Source organism: Sphingomonas sp. Leaf22 (assembly GCF_001421715.1).
Classification (GTDB): Bacteria; Pseudomonadota; Alphaproteobacteria; order Sphingomonadales; family Sphingomonadaceae; genus Sphingomonas.
Genome location: NZ_LMKP01000017.1, coordinates 22,123 through 37,631, shown reverse-complemented (window position 1 = coordinate 37,631; position 15,509 = coordinate 22,123). Strand labels below are relative to the sequence as shown.

At 67.7% G+C, this 15,509-nt stretch carries 17 protein-coding genes and 2 tRNA genes; 11 read left to right on the top strand and 8 right to left on the bottom strand.

The window, feature by feature from the left end; translation table 11 throughout:
- Positions 1 to 38 precede the first annotated feature (38 nt).
- Together ASE70_RS09795 and ASE70_RS09790 are read right to left on the bottom strand one after the other, a co-directional pair.
- Entirely contained in the window at positions 39 to 485 is a 447-nt protein-coding gene (locus tag ASE70_RS09795; protein ID WP_056504120.1) for a hypothetical protein, read from the bottom strand.
- 49 nt (positions 486 to 534) lie between these two features.
- Positions 535 to 1,245 (bottom strand): hypothetical protein, encoded by a 711-nt coding sequence (locus ASE70_RS09790; RefSeq protein ID WP_056504117.1) that lies wholly within the window; start codon positions 1,243 to 1,245, stop codon positions 535 to 537.
- Positions 1,246 to 1,369: 124 nt separating this feature from the next.
- Here ASE70_RS09790 and ASE70_RS09785 point away from each other — a divergent pair, with 124 nt between their 5' ends.
- Positions 1,370 to 1,591: a hypothetical protein gene (locus ASE70_RS09785; RefSeq protein WP_056504114.1), complete on the top strand. Its 222-nt coding sequence runs from the start codon at positions 1,370 to 1,372 to the stop codon at positions 1,589 to 1,591.
- A gap of 4 nt (positions 1,592 to 1,595) precedes the next feature.
- A complete protein-coding gene (gene rarD, locus ASE70_RS09780) occupies positions 1,596 to 2,498 on the top strand; it encodes an EamA family transporter RarD (protein ID WP_056504110.1) in 903 nt (300 codons plus the stop codon).
- Positions 2,499 to 2,510: 12 nt separating this feature from the next.
- Here the strand turns inward: rarD and ASE70_RS09775 are convergent, their stop codons facing one another.
- The gene (locus tag ASE70_RS09775) at positions 2,511 to 3,074 is read right to left on the bottom strand and encodes a glycine zipper 2TM domain-containing protein (RefSeq protein ID WP_056504108.1); all 564 of its coding nucleotides are present in this window, start codon (positions 3,072 to 3,074) and stop codon (positions 2,511 to 2,513) included.
- A 93-nt stretch (positions 3,075 to 3,167) separates the two neighbouring features.
- Positions 3,168 to 3,992, bottom strand: coding sequence for a class I mannose-6-phosphate isomerase (locus tag ASE70_RS09770; RefSeq protein WP_056399553.1), 825 nt, complete (start codon positions 3,990 to 3,992; stop codon positions 3,168 to 3,170).
- A gap of 128 nt (positions 3,993 to 4,120) precedes the next feature.
- Here ASE70_RS09770 and ASE70_RS09765 point away from each other — a divergent pair, with 128 nt between their 5' ends.
- From ASE70_RS09765 to ASE70_RS09750, 4 genes are all read left to right on the top strand, one after another.
- Positions 4,121 to 5,119: an outer membrane protein assembly factor BamD gene (locus tag ASE70_RS09765; RefSeq protein ID WP_082450938.1), complete on the top strand. Its 999-nt coding sequence runs from the start codon at positions 4,121 to 4,123 to the stop codon at positions 5,117 to 5,119.
- A gap of 388 nt (positions 5,120 to 5,507) precedes the next feature.
- Positions 5,508 to 7,172, top strand: coding sequence for a DNA repair protein RecN (gene recN / locus ASE70_RS09760; RefSeq protein ID WP_056504105.1), 1,665 nt, complete (start codon positions 5,508 to 5,510; stop codon positions 7,170 to 7,172).
- Positions 7,169 to 7,483: a hypothetical protein gene (locus tag ASE70_RS09755; RefSeq protein WP_056504102.1), complete on the top strand. Its 315-nt coding sequence runs from the start codon at positions 7,169 to 7,171 to the stop codon at positions 7,481 to 7,483. The genes recN and ASE70_RS09755 overlap by 4 nt, the downstream gene beginning before the upstream one ends.
- Positions 7,484 to 7,791: 308 nt before the next feature.
- Complete coding sequence (locus tag ASE70_RS09750; protein ID WP_056504099.1) at positions 7,792 to 8,283, top strand: hypothetical protein; 492 nt, start codon at positions 7,792 to 7,794, stop codon at positions 8,281 to 8,283.
- Between the two features lie 258 nt (positions 8,284 to 8,541).
- Here the strand turns inward: ASE70_RS09750 and ASE70_RS09745 are convergent, their stop codons facing one another.
- Positions 8,542 to 9,186: a DNA-3-methyladenine glycosylase family protein gene (locus ASE70_RS09745; RefSeq protein ID WP_056504095.1), complete on the bottom strand. Its 645-nt coding sequence runs from the start codon at positions 9,184 to 9,186 to the stop codon at positions 8,542 to 8,544.
- 59 nt (positions 9,187 to 9,245) lie between these two features.
- Between ASE70_RS09745 and ASE70_RS09740 the strand changes: the two genes are divergently transcribed.
- Entirely contained in the window at positions 9,246 to 9,563 is a 318-nt protein-coding gene (locus ASE70_RS09740) for a 2Fe-2S iron-sulfur cluster-binding protein (RefSeq protein ID WP_056399167.1), read from the top strand.
- 356 nt (positions 9,564 to 9,919) lie between these two features.
- Here ASE70_RS09740 and rlmB read toward each other — a convergent pair whose 3' ends face one another.
- Positions 9,920 to 10,672, bottom strand: a complete 753-nt coding sequence (gene rlmB / locus ASE70_RS09735; RefSeq protein WP_056003516.1) for a 23S rRNA (guanosine(2251)-2'-O)-methyltransferase RlmB — start codon at positions 10,670 to 10,672, stop codon at positions 9,920 to 9,922.
- Position 10,673: 1 nt separating this feature from the next.
- A complete protein-coding gene (locus ASE70_RS09730) occupies positions 10,674 to 12,269 on the bottom strand; it encodes a M20/M25/M40 family metallo-hydrolase (protein ID WP_056399173.1) in 1,596 nt (531 codons plus the stop codon).
- 137 nt (positions 12,270 to 12,406) lie between these two features.
- Between ASE70_RS09730 and ASE70_RS09725 the strand changes: the two genes are divergently transcribed.
- Positions 12,407 to 12,493, top strand: a tRNA-Tyr gene (locus ASE70_RS09725).
- A 22-nt stretch (positions 12,494 to 12,515) separates the two neighbouring features.
- Entirely contained in the window at positions 12,516 to 12,857 is a 342-nt protein-coding gene (locus ASE70_RS09720; protein WP_443024867.1) for a YnfA family protein, read from the top strand.
- A 5-nt stretch (positions 12,858 to 12,862) separates the two neighbouring features.
- On the opposite strand, the gene ASE70_RS09715 is transcribed toward ASE70_RS09720, so the two are convergent.
- Positions 12,863 to 12,936: transfer RNA gene (locus ASE70_RS09715), tRNA-Gly, on the bottom strand.
- Between the two features lie 162 nt (positions 12,937 to 13,098).
- Here ASE70_RS09715 and hisS point away from each other — a divergent pair.
- Together hisS and prfA are read left to right on the top strand one after the other, a co-directional pair.
- Positions 13,099 to 14,397 (top strand): histidine--tRNA ligase, encoded by a 1,299-nt coding sequence (hisS, locus tag ASE70_RS09710; protein ID WP_082450936.1) that lies wholly within the window; start codon positions 13,099 to 13,101, stop codon positions 14,395 to 14,397.
- On the top strand, positions 14,394 to 15,467 hold the full coding sequence (prfA, locus tag ASE70_RS09705; protein ID WP_056504092.1) for a peptide chain release factor 1: 1,074 nt from the start codon (positions 14,394 to 14,396) through the stop codon (positions 15,465 to 15,467). The genes hisS and prfA overlap by 4 nt, the downstream gene beginning before the upstream one ends.
- Positions 15,468 to 15,509: the final 42 nt, after the last annotated feature.

The following is a 15,509-nucleotide window of genomic DNA, read 5'->3' as shown; positions in this document are numbered from 1 at the left end:
CGCAAAGGTCTTGATCGAGTCCGGGGCAACCATCGGGTTCAGGCCAACGCCAGCCAAACCCCCGCCGGCTCGTCATCATTCGCCGCCTTGCGCGCCGCCCGCACCCGCCGCGTCCGCCGGCTGCGCGGCCGGGGCAGCAACCGCCCGACCCATAGCCGCACTGCCGTCCCGCGCACCGCGCTCGCCACCGCAAGCGCCGCCAACACTGCATCCAGATACGCCGCGACATCGATCATCGCGATCACGCCGGCCAGTTCGGGCGCGCCCATGGCCGACACGACGATCATGTCGCCGCCCATCCACAACACCGTGCCCGCCGCCGCCGACAGACCCGCGAACAGCAGCCAATGCCCCGGCGTCATCCGCGCCATCCGCCGCGCCGCCGGCACGACCAGCATCGCCGCCAGCGCCTGCGCCATCGGCAGGTCCGGCCACAGCCGCAGGATGGTAATACAGGCGATCAGGACGGCGCTTACGATCAACATATGTTTCCCCTCCGCAACGAAATAGGGAGCCGGCCATCGCCCGTAAAGATCAGCCGCCGTCGACGATCAGGTCGACCGACGTGCCCTGTCCCTCGGGCGACAGGAACACCGCATAGGCGGCGTTGCCGCGCGTGCCGCCCAGCACATGCTGGTCGCCATCGGCCTGATGCTGCGCCGAATATCCGCCCTTGGTCGCGCGCGTGTAATACCAGTCGACCATCCGCCCGACCGGCTGCGCGATCGTGAAGCTGACCACCCGCAACCGGCAACCATCGGCATCGGTCCCCGCCGCTTCGGTCACCCGCGCATCGGGATGCAGCGCGAAGGCGGCGGGCAGGCGATTGGCCCAGCCCGCCGAATAGCCGACCTTGTTCGCGCATTGCCGGTTGCCGCTGCGCTGGACGCTGGCCAGTTCGCCCAGCGTCAGCGCCTCGCGTCCGCCCCTGCACGACGGGCACGCTCCCGGTGCCGGTGCGGATTGCAGCGTCTCCTCCGGCGCGGCGCTGCCCGCAGCGACGGTCGGCGCGGGGGCGGCGGCGCTGTACGGCCGGTCGGGCGGGCGCACCGCATCGCCATTGGCTTGGGCGGTCAGGGTCGGATCGACCATGATCTGGTCCTGCAACGCCGCCGTCACCGCCGGATCGGTCGCATTGGCCCCCGCCAGTTGCGCATCCAGCGTGTCGAGGCTGTTGCCGGGATCATTCGCGCCACCGCATCCGGCCAGCAGCAACAGGATCGTCAGGGGCAGGGCACGAATCATCGACGGGCGGCTCCGGTGAACAATCGGCGGCGACCCTATGGACCCGCGCCTTAAGATTCAGCCCTACTGTAAAAAACCATTGCTGCCATTGCTCCGCGCGGCGCGGCGGGCCATGTCCTGTGCCATGCTGAACATCTTTTCGATCCTGATCGGCCTCGTCGCGCTCGTGCTGGCGATCCCGGCACTCATTCCCTTCGTCTCGCTGATGAACTGGATCGTGTTCCCGATCGCGCTGGTCGGCTTCGTCGTCGGGCTGTTGTCGTCGAAGACGTCGGGCCGCAACCTGAACCTTATCATCCTGATCGTCAGCGGCCTGCGCCTGTTCCTCACCGGCGGCCTGATCTGATCCGGTGAACGACGGGGCGGACCGGCAGGGGCTGGCGTTCGGCGTCGGCGCCTATCTGCTATGGGGGTTGCTGCCCCTGTATTTCCGGCTGTTGGGGCCGATCGACGCGGGCGAGATCGTCGCACAGCGCGTGCTGTGGTCGGCGCTGCTGGTCGCGGGCATCGTCCTCGCCGTGCGTCGCGGCCCGCAGTTGCGCGCCGCATTCGCCGATCGCAAGGCGCTGGCCAACCTGATCGCCAGCGCAGCGTTCATCGCGATCAACTGGCTGGTCTATGTCTGGGCGGTCCTGCACGGGCAGGTTCTTGCCGCCAGCCTCGCCTATTTCCTCAACCCGCTCCTCAGCGTCCTGCTCGGCGTCGTCCTGCTGGGCGAACGCATGAACCGGACGCAGGGGGTTGCGGTCGCGCTGGCCGGGGCGGGGGTGGCGCTGTTCGCGTTCGGATCGTCGTGGATCGCGCTCGGCATCAGCCTCAGTCTGGCGATCAGCTTCGCGCTGTACGGCCTGATCCGCAAGACGGTGTCGGTCGGTGCGCTCGAAGGACTGATGGTCGAAACCACCCTGCTGGCCCCCGTCGCGCTCGGCTATCTGCTGTGGCTCGGCAGTAAACAGCCGATGGCGTTCGAACAGGGGGCGGGCATGGCGGCGAAGCTCGTGCTGGCCGGCGCGGTCACCACCGCCCCGCTGCTGCTGTTCGCCGCCGCCGCGCGCCGCCTGCGGCTGGCGACGATGGGCATGTTGCAGTTCATCGCGCCGTCGCTGCAATTCCTGCTGGCGATCGTCGTGTTCGGCGAGACGTTGACCCCGACGCGTCTGGCCTGTTTCGGCCTGATCTGGGCCGGGCTCGCCGTCTATGTCGTCGGCGGGCGTCGGCCGGGGCGGCAATCCACCGCCCCGGCCACCCGCTAGTCGTTCAGCGGATCAGCGGCAGACCACCTGCCCGCGATCGACCGACCGGCCGAGCAGCGCACCCGCACCACCACCGATCAGCGTGCCGAGCAGCCGCGAATCGCCGCCGGCGATGACGTTGCCGAGCACGCCGCCGCCCAGACCACCGATGATCAGGCCGGTCGTGCCGTCGCTGCGCCGGCAATAATAGCGATTGTCCTGCCCGCGATAGATGCGGTCGTTGCGGCTCAGCGCGCGGGTCCGGTAATATTGGCCGTCGCGATAATAGCGGTCGGCGAAATAGCGGTTCCGGCCCGGTTCGAACCGGTTGTAGTCATAGTTGCGATAGCCGCGCCAGTCGCGCTGGTTCTGCCGCAGGTCGCGGCGCGCCTCGCGCACGTCGCGGCGATAGTCGTTGTCGGCCCGGCGCACGTCGCGACGGTCGTCGGCCCGGCGGACATCGCGGCGGTAGTCGCGTCGCGCATCGCGAATGTCGTCGCGATATTCCTGACGCGGCGTCTGTGCCATGGCCGGGGCGGCGGCGATGGTCGGCAGCGCAATCGCCGCGACCAGCGCGGCCAGGATCGGGGTACGCATCTTATTTCTCCACTCCGTGAGGACGGAAAACAGAACGGCGTACCCCGTGTCCAAGTTGCGTGAACGTAAAACTACGTTCCGTTCACTTTCGGGTCAGCTATACTGTTCGCCCGGATAGGCGAAGAGCAGGTCGGAATCTTCGTCGGCGTTGACGGTAACTTGTCCCTCGAACGTCAGGCAGTCGCCCGCCGCCCATGCGACGCCGTCGGCGCTGCCCTTGCCCGTTACCGGCACGAACCAGCCCTTGACCCCGGCCGGCACCGTCACCGTGCGCGCACCACCGGTCCAGCGTTCCAGCACGAATTTCGGCCCGTCGACCAGGATGCTGCGATCCTCGGCGATCTTGCCCGGCGCGGCCGGTGCCACGAACGGCCGCGCGTCGGACACCGCGACCCCGTCTTCCAGATGCAGTTCGCGCGGACGGCCATAATCGTACAGCCGATAGGTCGTTTCCGAATTCTGCTGGATCTCGATCAGCGTGATGCCCGCGCCGATCGCATGGACCGTGCCCGACTTCGCGTAAAAGAAATCGCCGGCCTGTACCGGCTTCCAGTCCAGCTTCTGCTCGATCGACCCGTCCAGCGCCGCATCGCGCAGCTGTTCGGCGGTCATCGGTTCGAGCGTACCCAGCGCGATCGTCGAATCGGCTTGCGCCGCGAGTAGCGTCCAGCATTCGTCCTTGCCGCGCGGCAGCCCGCGGGCCTGGGCCTGCTTGTCGTCGGGATGGACCTGCACCGACAGTTTTTCCGACGTAAACAGATATTTGACCAGCAGGTCGGGGGTGTCGTCGCCCGGCGTCTTGTACCAGATTTCGCCGACCGGATCGCGGTCCGCCGGCTGGTCTGCGAAACCGAAGCCGAGGTGGTGGCGGCCCCACGGCTTTTCGACGCGGTGCATTTCGAGCTTGGTAACGGGCATGAACACGCTCCGGATCAGCGTTGAAAGAGTCGCGCACCCCATGCGCGAAACGCCGGGGTTACGCTACCCCCGGCCAACGCGCGAAAGGGACTGTTCGCGCTACCCCTTGCGCAGTAGAAGCGTCGCCCATGCGTACCGTATCTTCCCTCGCATCCGCGCTCATCCTCGTCGCTTTCGCCGGCGTCGGCCTTTCCGCCTGTGCCCGTGGCGGCGCCGGTGCCGGCCGCGACCTGCCCTATGTCGCCCGCGACGTGGGCACGCTGTACACCGCTGCGAAGGGCCGGCTCGACCGCCAGCAGTATAAGGTAGCGGCGGCCCTGTTCGACGAGGTGGAGCGCCAGCACCCCTATTCGATCTGGGCGCGCCGTGCGCAGCTGATGGGGGCGTTCAGCTATTATCTCGAAGGCGACTATACGAAGTCGATCGCCGGCGCGCAGCGTTTCCTGTCGGTCCATCCCGGCAACCGTGATGCGCCCTATGCCTATTATCTGATCGCGCTGTCCTATTACGAACAGATCAGCGACGTGACCCGCGATCAGAAGATCACGATGCAGGCGATGGACGCGCTGGGCGAATTGTCGCGCCGCTACCCCAATACTGCCTATGCCGCCGATGCCCGGCTGAAGCTCGACCTCGTTCGCGATCACCTTGCGGGCAAGGAGATGGAGATCGGTCGCTTCTATCAGCAGCGCGGCCAGTGGCTCGGCGCATCGATGCGCTTCCGCGCGGTCGTCGATCAGTATCAGACGACGACGCACGCGCCCGAGGCGCTGATGCGCCTGACCGAAACCTATCTGGCGCTCGGCGTGCCGGGTGAGGCGAAGAAGTCGGCCGCCGTGCTCGGTGCCAACTATCCAGGCACCGACTGGTACAAGCGGGCCTACGACCTCATCAACGACCGGACGCCGCCGCCGCCCAAGCCGATCCCGGTCAAATATGCCGACCCGGCCCCGCCGCCGGTCGGCACCGTGACCGTCGAGCCGGCCGAGGATACGCCGGACGCGAAGATCAACCCGCCGGCTCCGCCCGCGACCACGCCGGGGCCAGTCACCGGATCGCTGACCGGCCCGACCACCGGCGCATCGGGGGGCAGCCCCGGCGGACCGGCCGGCACCCCGCGCAACTGACCGGGCGATTCGCGGCATTCGGGAAGCCGCACGCGATCGGCACCCCGGGCTTGCCCCGGGGTCCCGCTGATGTTTCGACTGCTGGATAAGCGGGACCCCGGATCAAGTCGAAACCTCTGCGAAAGTCGTAATCATAGCCGCAAGCTAACCGTACCCCCGCGCAGGCGGGGGGCCAGAGCCAAGCAGAACAACGGCTTGCGTTTGAAACCCTGGACGACCGCCGACGCGGGGGTACGACAGGGGGAGGGGTCGGGACTTTCGCAATGGTATCGATCACGTCCGGGGTGACGAGATAATTTTGGCGGTCCCCCTATCACCGACCCCAAACCCGCACCGACCCTCACGAAGGGGTTTGTTCTCCGGCTGTTCCACGGGTAAGGAGGGCGCGATGCTGACGGCGCTTTCCATTCGTGACGTGGTGCTGATCGAGGCACTCGACCTCGACTTCGTCGGCGGCCTCGGCGTGCTGACCGGGGAAACCGGCGCGGGCAAATCGATCCTGCTCGACGCGCTCGGCCTCGCGCTCGGCGCGCGCGGCGATACCGCGCTGGTCCGGCATGGTGCGAAACAGGCGGCGGTGACCGCGATCTTCGCCGCCCCGGCACAGGACGGCCCGGTCGCGCGGCTGTTCGACGATAACGGCCTCGACCTCGAACCCGGCGAACCGCTCATCATCCGCCGCATCGTCAAGGCCGATGGCGGCAGCCGCGGCTTCGTCAATGATCAGCCCGCATCCGCCGGATTGCTGCGCGATCTCGCCCCGCATCTGGTCGAGATTCACGGCCAGCACGACGACCGCGGCCTGCTCAACCCGCGCGGCCACCGCGCGCTGCTCGACGGGTTCGGCCGGATCGATACCGGGCCGCTGACCCGCACCTATCGCGACTGGCGCGATGCGGAGGCGGCGCGCGGCGTCGCGCTGGCGGAGATCGAGGTGGCGCAGCGCGACCGCGACTGGCTCGAACATGCCGTCGGCGAACTGACCGCGCTCGCCCCCGAAACGGGCGAGGAAGAGGCGCTCGCCGAACGCCGCCGGTCGATGCAGCGCGCCGAAAAGGTCGCGGGCGACTTGGCCCAGGTCGAGGAACGGCTCGACGGTCCCAATGGCGCGCTGTCGGTGCTGCGACAGGCGGCACGCGCGCTCGAACGCATATCCGAAGCGCATCCGGCGCTGACCGAATCGCTCGCCGCCGTCGATCGCGCGCTGGTCGAGGCCGAAGCCGCCGAAACCGCGTTGCGCGACGCCACCGATGCGCTGGCGTTCGACGCCGGCGCGCTGGAGGACGACGAGGCGCGGCTGTTCGCGCTGCGGGCGATGGCGCGCAAGCACCGGGTCCAGCCCGACGACCTCGCCACGCTCGCCGACGACCTCGCCGCGCGGCTGGCGCTGCTCGAATCGGGTGAGGCCGGCATCGGCAAGTTGGAGGCGGCGGTTGCGACTGCACGCGCGGCCTATCTGGCGCAGGCCGATCGCGTCCACGCCGCCCGCACCGAAGCGGCGACGCGGCTCGACGCGGCGGTGGCGGGCGAACTCGCCCCGCTGAAACTCGACGCCGCGCGGTTTCGCACCGTCGTCGCCGATCTCGACGAAGGCCAATGGTCGTCGTCGGGCCGCGACCGGGTGGAATTCGAAATCTCGACCAACCCCGGCGCGCCCTTCGCCCCGCTCGCCAAGATCGCGAGCGGCGGCGAATTGTCGCGCTTCATCCTCGCGCTGAAGGTCGCGCTGGCTGAAGAGGGCGGGGCGGCGACGATGATCTTCGACGAAATCGACCGTGGCGTCGGCGGCGCGGTCGCCTCGGCGATCGGTGACCGGCTCCACCGCCTGTCGCGCGCGACGCAGTTGCTGGTCGTCACCCACAGTCCGCAGGTCGCGGCGCGCGGCGACCGCCACCTGCTGATCGCGAAGGCGCATGACGGCATCGTCACCCGCACCGGCGTCCGCCCGCTGTCCAGTGACGAACGCCGCGAGGAAATCGCGCGGATGCTTTCCGGTGCGGAAATCACCGACGAAGCCCGCGCACAGGCCCGGCGCCTGATCGAACCGGCATGACCGACCCGCCCCGCACGCCCGATGGCCGCTATATCGTGGTCGACGGCGTGGTGTGGCGCGCGACCCGGCCGGACCTGTCAAAGGGCGAACGCGACCGGCTGGTCCACGACCTGATGGACGCGCGGCGGGCGGTAGGGGCCGGCAAACGCGCGGGCGACGACACGGCGGTGGCGACGGCGCGCAAGGCGGTCGATGCGGCGAAGGTGGCGTTGGGCGAACGTGGCCCGGTCTGGTGGGACGACGGCGCACCCGACTATAACCGGCACAAGGTGGAGAACACGCCCTATGCCGATTGGTGGGCGGGGCGGTAGATTTGCGGTCTACCCACCGACCGCCGCGCTACAGCACCCGACCGATGCCGCGAAAGGCGCACGCCTCGCGGACCCGCGACGGTAGCGAACCACTGCGATGGTCCGCGTCATCCCGGACCTGTTCCGCAGCGACCGTTCTGCACCCCGACCGAGTTTCCGGCTGGATTTCCTTGCCAGCAGGTGCGGGGTCGGCTGTTGCAGGTCGATGATAGACCCGACAGCACGACCGAGATAGGCTGGTCGGAACGGGGGGCGATCTTGCCGAAGGTCGCTATCCTACGAAAAACGCGTTGGTTCAGGGGACGACCATGTTGCTTGCCACCCTTCTCCTGCTCGCCACGCCACAGGCGGCACCTGCAACGGACTGCCCGGCGACCCCGGTGGCGCTGCCCGCCGGCATGGACGGCTGGCGGCGTCCGGTGTCTGTCACGGCCAGCGCCGATGCGGCCCGGCCGGCCGCGCTGACGATCGGCACGGCGGTTACCGCGACGTTGCTCCCGGCGTCGCGCCTCGCCTACGCGGCACCGCCGGCGAAGCCCGGAAAACCCGGCACCCATGGCGGCGTCCTTGCCTTCACCGTGACCAGGGCGGGGCGCTACCGCGTCGCGCTCGGGGCGGGGGCATGGATCGATGTGCTGCGCGGGACGACGGTGGTGGCTTCCGTGGCGCACGGCCATGGCCCGGCCTGCTCGACGATCCGCAAGATGGTCGACTTCGACCTCCAGCCCGGCCGCCACCTGCTGCAGATCGCCGGCATTGAACCGGCGGTGCTGACCGTGATGGTCGTCGCGATGCCGTGACCGGCGCGGGGCGCTGTCCTACAGCCGCCCGACCTGCCATGGTCGGTCAGGCTCTTTGACAGTCCTGTCTTCGATGCCTGACCGACACACTTTGGGCGAAACGCCCGCAAGTGTGACTTTTGTGACCTTTGGCGGAAATCCGCGGTTTTTCGAAGGCCCGCCACGGGCAAAGCCCGTGTCGTCGGATGGCGCTTTTCGCGCCGCCGGCCGGGCGCGGCTTGAGCCTCAGTCCAGCTTTGCTGGACCTTGGCCGCCGCGCTAAATCGCGCTGTTCTTCGCTGACTGCGTGGCCGGATCGAACATATAATGGTGCCACGCAAACACCGTCGCGGCGCTGCGATGCGGCCGCCATTTCTCCGCCAGTTCGCGGATCGCCTTCTCGCTCGGCCGTTCGGGCAGGCCCAATATCCGTCCGATCTCGACCTGCACCGCCAGATCGCCCGCCGGCCAGACATCGGTCCGCCCCTCGGCGAACAGCAGATAGATTTCGGCCGACCACCGCCCGATCCCCTTGATCCGCACCAGTTGTACGATCGCTTCCTCGTCGTCGGCGGGCAGGTTGGCGAGGTCGAGCCGCCCGCTCAGCACTTCCTCGGCAAGGCTGCGGGCATAGCCGGTCTTCTGCCGCGACAGCCCGGCCGCGCGCAGGTCCTCGTCGCTGGTCGCTGCGATCCGCGCCGGATCGGTCGCGTCGACCAGCACCGCCTCCAGCTTCGCCCACACCGCATCCGCCGCCTTGTAGCTGACCTGCTGCCCGACGATGGTCCGCAGCAGCGTCGCATAGCCCCGGTCGCGGATGCGCGGTTCGGGATAGCCGGCATGGGCCAGCGCCGCCGCGAACGCCGGCTCGATCAGCGCCAGCGCGTCGAGCGAGCTGCGCAATTGTTCGGCGGAAAGTCCCATGACCGGTCCTTGAAAAGCATCGACCGTCCCGGCATGGGGCGGCGACAGGAGAACGAACGATGCCCAAGCTTACCGTCGTCACCCGCGCCGGGGAAGAACGAACCGTGGACGGCGAGGCCGGGCTGTCGGTCATGGAAGTGCTGAAGATCAACGGCTTCGACGAACTGCTGGCGCTGTGCGGCGGCGGCTGTTCGTGCGCGACCTGTCATGTCTATGTCGACCCGGCATTCATCGACCGCTTGCCGCCGATGGGCGAGGATGAGGACGATCTGTTGGATGCGGTCGATGACCGGCGCGATACGTCGCGGTTGTCGTGTCAGGTGAGGTTCGAGGCGGGGCTGGAGGGCCTCACCGTGACCATTGCAGATGAAGATTAGAGACGCAGCACAGCGATAGCCCCGGTCGCACCATGCCCCGCCCGGTCGGCGGGCGATCGGCCCGACCGACGACATGGGCTTCGCCCATGTCGGGCTGCGTATGCGGAACCCCGTTCTCGATACGGGCTCTCGACGATGCTCGATCCCTACTCGAACCAAACGGGGTCGTTGGGGGGTAGGGAGTAGGGGAGCACCCCCCGTTCAGTTCGAGCAGCTTCGAGCGAAGTCGAGAAGCGTCCGTCGAGAACCCGGCTCCCCAAACAACAACCCGCCATGGGCAAAGCCCATGGCGTCGGTCGGGAGCTTTGCCCCGCCGGCCGGGCTTGGGAGGGCTGCGAACCAGCTTCGCTGCTTCGTCAGTCTCCCTTCGCCATCGCCACCGCATACAACGCGATCGCCGCCGCGTTCGACACGTTCAGACTTTCCACCCGGTCCGAAATCGGCAGCTTGGCGAGGATGTCGCAATGCGCCTCGGTATTCTGCCGCATGCCCTCGCCCTCGGCCCCCAGCACCAGCGCGACCCGCTTCGGCCCCAGCGCCTGTGCCAGCGTCGTGTCGGTCTTGCCGGTCAGCCCGACGCGCCAGTATCCGGCCTCGCCCAGCTCGACCAGTGCCCGCGACAGGTTCACCACCCGCACCCACGGCACGCTTTCCAGCGCCCCCGATGCCGATCGCGCGACCGTGCCCGATTCGGGCGGGGCGTGCCGGTCCTGCGTCACGATGCCCAGCGCGTCGAACGCCGCCGCCGATCGCAGGATCGCGCCGACATTATGCGGGTCGGTCACCTGATCGAGCAACAGGATCGGCCGGTCGTCGTCGCGCCCCTGTTCGATCAGGTCGGCCAGCCAGATATCCTCCAGCGGATCGGCCTCGATCACGATGCCCTGGTGCGGCGCATCGGCCGGGACCAGCCGCGCCAGATCGGCGACCTCGGCATAGACCACCGGCACCCCCTCGGGCAGCACCAGTTGCGCGCCCATTTCATGCGTGCACCAGATCTTGCGGATCACCCGCTCGGGATTGTCGAGCGCGGCAAAGGCGGCATGCCGGCCCCAGAAGCGTGGACGCTGCGGTGAAGCCTTGCTGGGGCGGTGTCCTTTGCGGGCCATGTCAGTCTTTCTCAGGGATTGCGTAGGGGTCGGTGGCGACCGGCTGGGTGGGCAGGGGCGGACGCGGCAGCGGCCGTTCGGCATTGGCCGCGCTCAGCAGGATCGACGCGAGGATGATCGCGTTCTGCCGCATATCGGGGCCTTTGAGGTGATCGTAGGTATCGACGCTCGTATGGTGCAAGCGGCTGCCATAGTCGAGCGGGTCCTGAATGAACTGGTATCCCTGCAGGCCCACCGACTGGAAGAAATAGTGATCGGTCGATCCGGTCCGCCGGTTGGCGACGGTGGTCGCGCCCATCGATGCGAAGGGGCTGAGCCATTCGCGCAGGGTCGGCACCGCGGCGACATTGTTCTCGGCATTGATCCCGCGGATCTTGCCCGATCCGTTGTCGATGTTGAAATACGCGGTCATCGCATCATAGCCGGGCTTCTTCGTGATCGGAAAGCGGTTGGTCCAGCCATAGAAGCGCGCCAGCCCGCCATCCTTGCCGCCCGCCGGTTCGGGCCGCGCCGCGATATGCTGTTCGACATAGGCGAGGCTGCCGAGCAGCCCCTGTTCCTCGGCATTCCACAGCGCGAAACGGATGGTGCGCTTCGGCCGGACCTTCAGCGTCGAGAGGATGCGCGCCGCCTCCATCACCACCGCGGTGCCCGCGGCATTGTCGGCGGCCCCGTCGCCCGCGACCCAGCTGTCGAAATGCGCGCCCGCCATGACATAGCCGGCCTTGGGATCGGTGCCGGGCAGGTCGGCGATGATGTTGTAGGCAGTGGCGTCGCTGTCGTCGAAGCGAACCTGCGTGTCGATTTCGATCGTCGGTGCCGCGCCGTCGACCGACAGGCGCGCGAGCCGGCGATAATCCTCCGCCGCGATCTCGATTGCTGGCAAGGCGGGCGCGACCTCGCGGGTGAAGAGGTAACCCGACCCGTGCAGCAGCTTGCCGTCGCGCGACGACATGGTCGCCATCGCCACCGCGCCCTCGCTTTTCAGGAACGCATCGAGCTTGCGCGCGAAGTCGAGCCGCTTGGCGCGGCGATCGGTATCGGCGGGGTCGAACACCGGCTCGCGCCAGCTATCAGCCTTGGCCAGATCCTCGCCGGTCAGGCGGCGGAACGGCGCTTCATCCGGTTCCGATCCGGTGCCGGGCTTGCTGACCATCACGACCTTGCCCGACAGCTTGCCGCGCCAGTCGGCAAAGTCCTTTTCTTCCGCGATCGGGGCGACGATCACCGGCGCGGTGATGCGGCCGTTGGTGCCGGGCGTCCACGCGATCGGGATCGCGGTCAGCTGTACCGGTCGCGGTGTGACCATGCGGACGCTGGAGCGTTCGATCGTCCAGCCGCGCCCGAACTCGAACCCTTCCTTGCTCGCGGTGAGACCCCATTCGCGAAACTTGGCCTCGGTCCAGCGTTCCGCCTCTCGCATCGCCGGCGAATTGGGCAGGCGCGGGCCGATCCGGTCGGTCAGGTGCTGGGCGATCGGCATGACCTGCGTATGGCTGGTGCCCTCGTCGATGATCCGGTTCACGGCGTCGCGATCGACGCTCTGTGCCGCCAGCGGAGCGGCGATCAGGGTGGTGGCCAGCAGGATTGCGCGCAATGGGGTGCCCTCACATCAAAAAAGTCAGGGCTGCGACGCTAAGTTGCCCGACAAAGTGGCGCAAGGCGTTGACAGCGCCGCTGCGGACCGGCAATGGGCGCGCTCGCTTGAACGGCCCGCCCGTTCAGGTGGCGGCTGGACAGGTGGCCGAGTGGTTAAAGGCAGCAGACTGTAAATCTGCCCGGGTTTCCCGTACGCTGGTTCGAATCCAGCCCTGTCCACCACCGCCCGCGCTTCGGCGCGGCGGTGCTTTTACGGGAAAAGCCTATCCCGACCCCGATCCTCTTCGCTATCGCCGCACTGCTCGAAATCGGCGGCTGTTTCGCCTTCTGGGCATGGTGGCGGCTCGACCGTTCGCCATGGTGGCTGCTGCCGGGCGTCGCGGCGCTCGCGGCATTCGCATGGGTGCTGGCGCAAAGCGATGCCGCCGGGGCCGGGCGCGCCTATGCGGCCTATGGTGGCGTCTATATCCTGAGCGCGGTGCTGTGGGGCTGGGCGGTCGAAGGGCTGGTGCCCGACCGGTTCGACCTGACCGGGGCCGCGCTGTGTGTCGCCGGCTGCGCGGTGATCCTGTTCGGTCCGCGATAGGGGATTGGAGCGGGTAACGGGAATCGAACCCGTGTATTCAGCTTGGAAGGCTGCTGTACTACCATTGTACTATACCCGCCCGCACGCTGCGGCGTGGAGGCGATGCCACTGCCACAGTCGGGCGGACATGGTCAATGGTGCGCGTTCGCGACGTCGCCGCCCGACCGGGCAGGCGCGAACGCCGTACCGTCACGCTAATCGCTGGCGTTCGGACGGCGAAGACCATAAATACCGCCGCCCAATGGCCAAGATCACCACCCCCCGCCCCGTCCGGGGCACCCAGGACATATTCGGCGATTTCGAACGGCGCTTCGCCCATGTCGCCGAAACGTTCGAACGCGTCCGCCGCCTGTACTGCTTCTCGCGGGTCGAGGTGCCGGTGTTCGAATCGACCGCGGTCTTCGCGCGCTCGCTGGGCGAGACGACCGACGTCGTGTCGAAGGAAATGTATTCGTTCGAGGATCGCGGCGGCGATTCGCTGACGCTGCGTCCCGAATTCACCGCCGGCATCGCCCGCGCGTACCTGACCGAGGGGTGGCAGCAATATGCGCCGCTCAAGCTCGCGACGCATGGGCCCGTGTTCCGCTACGAACGCCCCCAAAAGGGCCGCTATCGCCAGTTCCATCAGATCGACGCCGAAGTGATCGGCGCGGCCGAGCCGATGGCCGATGTCGAATTGCTGGCGATGGCCGATCAGCTGCTCCACGAACTCGGCATAGCCGACGGCGTGACGTTGCAGCTCAACACGCTGGGCGATGCCGCGACGCGCGACGCTTGGCGCACCGCGCTGGTCGAGCATTTCATGGGCCATCGCGGCGACCTGTCGGAAGATAGCCTCAAGCGGCTCGACAAAAATCCGATGCGCATTCTCGATTCGAAGGACCCGCGCGATCGCCCGATCGCCGATTCGGCACCGGGCATCGACGGGTATCTGACGGCGGAGGCGGCCGACTTCTTCGCGGCGGTGACCGGCGGGCTGGACGCGGCGGGGGTGAAGTGGACCCGCAACGACCGGCTGGTGCGCGGGCTCGACTATTACCGCCACACCGCGTTCGAATTCGTCACCGACCGGCTGGGCGCGCAAGGGACGGTGCTGGCCGGCGGACGCTATGACGGGTTGATCGAGAGCCTCGGTGGCCCCGCCACGCCCGGCGTCGGCTGGGCGGCGGGGATTGAGCGGCTGGCGATGCTGCTGCAGGAGCCTGAGGCCGTCTATCCAACTGTCACCGTCATACCCGACAAGCCCGATCTCGAAAAAGACGCTGTCGAAGCTGTCGCTCTTCTACGCCGAGCAGGAATTTCAAGTATCCTTGCGTATCGAGGCAACGCGAAGCGACGAATTGAGCTTGCAAAGAAGGATAAGACTGGATCGGTACTGTTCATACGGCAGGGCTCTTCTGTTCAGTCAGTATTGAGTATGAGCCATTTCCGATCGAACGCCCCAAACTACGAGCAGGACCGAATCAACGACTTAGTTCGGAATGCACTTGGGGAGCGTTTCGGCTGGGACATGGCTAGCGCGGGTTTCAATAATCCATGACCATCGCTCCCGAACGCATCGCCCAAATCGAGGCGCGGCGCGACGAACTGGCGGCGCAGATGGCGACGGGCGACCTGCCCGGCGACCGCTTCGTCGCGGTGTCGAAGGAATATGCCGAGCTCGAACCCGTCGCACAGGCGGCGGGCGAGGTGCGGCGGCTGCGCGCCGAGAGCGAGAGCCTCGCCTATATGACGCAGGACGCCGATGACGACCTGCGCGCGATGGCGGTCGAGGAACTGCACGCCAACCGCCAGCAACTCGACACGGCCGAACGTGCGCTCGCGCTGGCGCTGCTGCCGCGCGACGCCGCCGACGAACGCGCGGCGATGCTCGAAATCCGCGCCGGCACCGGCGGCGACGAAGCGGCGCTGTTCGCCGGCGACCTGTTCCGCATGTACCAACGCTATGCCGACAATCGCGGCTGGCGGGTCGAACTGATCTCGGCATCGGTGTCGGACGCGGGCGGTTACAAGGAAGTCGTCGCCAGCGTGACCGGCGCGGGCGTGTTCGCGCGGATGAAATTCGAAAGCGGCGTCCACCGCGTCCAGCGCGTGCCCGCGACCGAGAGTGGCGGGCGCATCCATACCAGCGCCGCGACCGTCGCCGTCCTGCCCGAAGCCGAGGAAGTCGACGTCCAGATCGACGAGGCGCGTGACCTGCGCATCGACGTCTATCGCTCGTCGGGGCCGGGGGGGCAGTCGGTCAACACAACCGATTCGGCGGTACGCATCACCCACTTGCCGACCGGGCTGGTCGTGATCCAGCAGGACGAAAAGTCGCAGCACAAGAACAAGGCCAAGGCGCTGAAGGTCCTGCGCACCCGACTGTACGAGGCCGAACGCGCGCGCCTTGCCGACGAACGCGCCGGCACGCGCCGGTCGATGGTCGGATCGGGCGACCGGTCCGAACGCATCCGCACCTATAATTTCCCGCAGGGACGGGTGACCGATCACCGCATCAACCTGACGCTGCATCGCCTGCCGGAAATACTGGAAGGCGAGATGGAAGAACTGATCGGCGCACTGATCGCGCAGGACGAAGCGGAGCGGCTGGCGACGCTGGATGCTTGATTTTGGTTCACGCGAAGGCGCGAAGACACGAAGAAGAAGGTT

Bases quoted from the DNA above. Each gene is read 5' to 3' on its own strand.
- ASE70_RS09795 (WP_056504120.1), bottom strand. From the start codon at position 485: ATGTTGATCGTAAGCGCCGTCCTGATCGCCTGTATTACCATCCTGCGG.
- ASE70_RS09790 (WP_056504117.1), bottom strand. From the start codon at position 1,245: ATGATTCGTGCCCTGCCCCTGACGATCCTGTTGCTGCTGGCCGGATGC.
- ASE70_RS09785 (WP_056504114.1), top strand. From the start codon at position 1,370: ATGCTGAACATCTTTTCGATCCTGATCGGCCTCGTCGCGCTCGTGCTG.
- ASE70_RS09775 (WP_056504108.1), bottom strand. From the start codon at position 3,074: ATGCGTACCCCGATCCTGGCCGCGCTGGTCGCGGCGATTGCGCTGCCG.
- ASE70_RS09770 (WP_056399553.1), bottom strand. From the start codon at position 3,992: ATGCCCGTTACCAAGCTCGAAATGCACCGCGTCGAAAAGCCGTGGGGC.
- ASE70_RS09765 (WP_082450938.1), top strand. From the start codon at position 4,121: ATGCGTACCGTATCTTCCCTCGCATCCGCGCTCATCCTCGTCGCTTTC.
- recN (WP_056504105.1), top strand. From the start codon at position 5,508: ATGCTGACGGCGCTTTCCATTCGTGACGTGGTGCTGATCGAGGCACTC.
- ASE70_RS09755 (WP_056504102.1), top strand. From the start codon at position 7,169: ATGACCGACCCGCCCCGCACGCCCGATGGCCGCTATATCGTGGTCGAC.
- ASE70_RS09750 (WP_056504099.1), top strand. From the start codon at position 7,792: ATGTTGCTTGCCACCCTTCTCCTGCTCGCCACGCCACAGGCGGCACCT.
- ASE70_RS09745 (WP_056504095.1), bottom strand. From the start codon at position 9,186: ATGGGACTTTCCGCCGAACAATTGCGCAGCTCGCTCGACGCGCTGGCG.
- ASE70_RS09740 (WP_056399167.1), top strand. From the start codon at position 9,246: ATGCCCAAGCTTACCGTCGTCACCCGCGCCGGGGAAGAACGAACCGTG.
- rlmB (WP_056003516.1), bottom strand. From the start codon at position 10,672: ATGGCCCGCAAAGGACACCGCCCCAGCAAGGCTTCACCGCAGCGTCCA.
- hisS (WP_082450936.1), top strand. From the start codon at position 13,099: ATGGCCAAGATCACCACCCCCCGCCCCGTCCGGGGCACCCAGGACATA.
- prfA (WP_056504092.1), top strand. From the start codon at position 14,394: ATGACCATCGCTCCCGAACGCATCGCCCAAATCGAGGCGCGGCGCGAC.